Raw genomic sequence first — 3,393 nt, forward strand, 5'->3', positions numbered from 1 at the left:
TTATCTTATCTCTCAACACTTCCAATTTATCGTCAATAGTAAATTACAAAAGCTAATTTTCTACTTTGTAAAAAATTATAAGTTTTTTAATAAAAAACAATATATACTTAATTTATATAATTAAATTGGAAACCATCTTTCACTTTTTATATAAAATATTTCTAACCGAATAGCAGATTTATGTAATAACTCGCTATTCACATTAATTTAGAATAAAATTTTTAAAGAAAAATATATTAAATCCAATGTTATTGTCTGAAATTTGTATTAAACGCCCTGTCTTTGCTACAGTTTTGAGTTTGGTCATCGTAGCTCTTGGAGCAATTTTTTTTACCAAACTACAAATTAGAGGAACTCCGGATATTTCAGTTCCCATTATAAATGTCGAAGCTCATTATGCAGGTGCCGATGCTTTATATATGGAAAAAGAAATAACGACGCGTATAGAAAAAGCTTTAAAGACGGTTAAAAATTTAGATTATATAACTTCTCAAAGTTCTACAGGCGAAAGTAGTATTACTTTATCATTTTTACTATCTACCGATATTGAAGTAGCATTAAACGATGTTCGTTCTAAAATATCGGATATCACTTATATGTTCCTGCAAGATATGAAAGCCCCATCAGTTGCAAAACTTGATACCGATAGTTTCCCAAGCCTCTTCATAAGTGTTGAAAGTGATCAATATAGCGATTTAGAATTAACAAAGATCGTCGAAGATAATCTACAAACACCTTTAGATAAACTTGAAAGTGTAGGACAGTCACAAATTTACGGCGGTCGGGAATATATAATGAGAATAGAACCTGACTCCAAAAAATTATATCAACATAAAATTTCTTTATTGGAGATTGAATCCGCAATAAAAGAGCAAAATAAAGATTATCCCGCAGGTACGATTAAAACAAAAAGTAATAATTTTATAGTCACTCTTGAAGGTTCTTTATCTACACCGGAAGAATTCGGTAATATTATTCTAAAAGTACAAAACGGAGGTATCATAAAATTACGAGATATAGCGAAAATATCTTTAACATCTCCCGATGAGGATATAATTTTCAGATATAACGGCAAAAGCTCCATTGCTCTTGGTCTTATAAAAGAATCAAAAGCTAATGTCATAGATTTATCAAATGAAGTAACTAAAGAGCTAGAAAGAATTAAAGAATCCATGCCAAAAGGAATAAGCATGGGTATCGCATATGATGGAGCAACACCTGTAAAAGCATCAATTTATGCGGTATTTCAAACAATTTTTGAAGCTTTAATATTAGTAGTTTTAGTCACGTATTTATTTCTTGCTTCTGCTAAAATTACTTTAATTCCGTTTGTGACGATTCCGGTATCGTTGATCGGTACTTTTAGCGTAATGTATGCTTTTGGATTTTCTATTAATATATTTACGCTCCTTGCTATGATACTTGCTATAGGTTTAGTCGTTGATGATGCGATAGTTATGCTTGAAAATATTTTTAGATATAATGAAATGGGGCATAAACCCATGGAAGCGGCTTTACTTGCTTCTAAAGAAATCGGCTTTGCAATCATTGCTATGACTATTACGCTTGCTGCCGTATTTTTACCCGTCGGTTTTATTGAAGGGTTTATCGGGAAATTATTTATTGAATTTGCTTGAACTTTAGCATTTTGCGTTTTGTTCTCAGGATTTGTTGCTTTAACTTTAACTCCTATGATGTCAAGTCGTATGGTTACAAAACATAATACGGACTTACCAAAATTCTTAGTAAAGTTTAACGACATTCTACAATTTATTCAAAATAAATATATTTACTATCTAAAGCTAACTTTTGACAATAAAAAGAAATTTGTCATCATTATTGCATCATCTTTTATAGTGCTGATTATTAGTTTTAAATTTACTCAAAAAATTTTCGTACCCCAAGAAGATGACGGATTTTTACAAGTTTCTCTTAAAGGACCTGAAGGTTCTAGTTTAGAATCCTCTACTAAAGTAGTGAAAGAAGCCGAAAAAATCCTTGCTAATTATAAAGATATATTAGGTTATCTGATGGTAATAGGTGCAGGCGGTAGTGATAATGTTTTTGGATTCATTCCGTTGAAAGATTGGGGTGAGCGTTCTTGTTCCCAAGAAACTATTAAAAATATGTTAAATAAGCAGTTTTCCGAAATCCCGGGCATGTCGATTTTTGCTATGGATCCACGTTCAATGGTTAGCGGGAATGCAAGTAGCCCTATCGAGTTTACTATTCAAACGAACCTTGAATATGATGATTTAGATAAAATATCACAACAATTTATTGATATAATGAAAACAAATCCTATTTTCTTAAACGTCAATAGAAATTTACAATCGGCAATGCCAACTATAAGTATAGAAGTCAACCGTGATAAGGCTTATTTATACGGAATGGATTTGGCAAATATAGGCAAAACGGTACAATATTTACTTGCAGGTCAACAAATCGGGGATTTTAGAATGGGTAATGATTTATATGACGTTATATTGCAATTTAATCAAAAAGATCGAAAAGATATTAGCGATTTTAGTAAAATTTTAATCAGAGCAAAAAATAATAATATGTTACCGCTTGAATCTATAGCCAATATTACAGAAAAAATATCAGTAAAATCATATAGTCATTATAATAATTCAAAATCCGTTACTATTTCTTCCGATCTTGCTCCTGACGGAAAAATTAATGATGCAATTAATGAAATCAATAAAATAGCCGCTAAGTTACTTGACCCTAGTAATACTATAATAGAATATATCGGCGAAATTAAACAAATGAGAGAGGCAGACAGTAATATGCTTATAACATTTGTATTTCTCTTGTATTTATCTATTTAGTGCTTGCAGCTCAATTTGAAAGCTTTACTGACCCTTTATTAATATTACTCGCCGTACCTTTCTCAATAACCGGCGGTGTACTTGCTCTCTGGCTTGCCGGTAATAGCCTTAATATGTATAGTAATATCGGACTTATTACTTTAATTGGATTAATTACTAAGAATTCTATTATGATAGTAGAATTTGCTAATCAGCTAAGAGAAAAAGGAGTAAAGGTTCAAGAAGCTATAATAGAATCCTCAAAACTTCGCTTGCGTCCAATTCTTATGACTACCCTTGCTGCTGTAGTCGGAGCTTTACCTCTAGTCTTTGCAGATGGAGCCGGTGCTGCTGCTCGTAATTCTATAGGCTTTGTAATAGTTGGAGGATTAAGCATCGGTACTATATTTACAATTTTTGTTATACCTGTAATATATCAAACTTTTAAGAAGGATTAATAAATTATAGAATTATAAAATTTAGTAGACATATAGCTCAAAATGAGAAATGATTATTTTACGTTTAACTAAAAGGAGTTTAAATATGTTAATAAATATTTCTAGGAAGTGTTAAGAGATAA

Annotated in this window: 1 pseudogene; it reads left to right on the plus strand. The window is 31.0% G+C overall.

The annotated features are described in order from the left end of the window. The first annotated feature begins 245 nt into the window (after positions 1 to 245). A pseudogene (locus SB78_RS05540) lies at positions 246 to 3,271 on the plus strand (efflux RND transporter permease subunit). The last annotated feature ends 122 nt before the right edge of the window (positions 3,272 to 3,393 follow it).

It is taken from the genome of Rickettsia asembonensis (assembly GCF_000828125.2).
Lineage (GTDB): Bacteria > Pseudomonadota > Alphaproteobacteria > Rickettsiales > Rickettsiaceae > Rickettsia > Rickettsia asembonensis.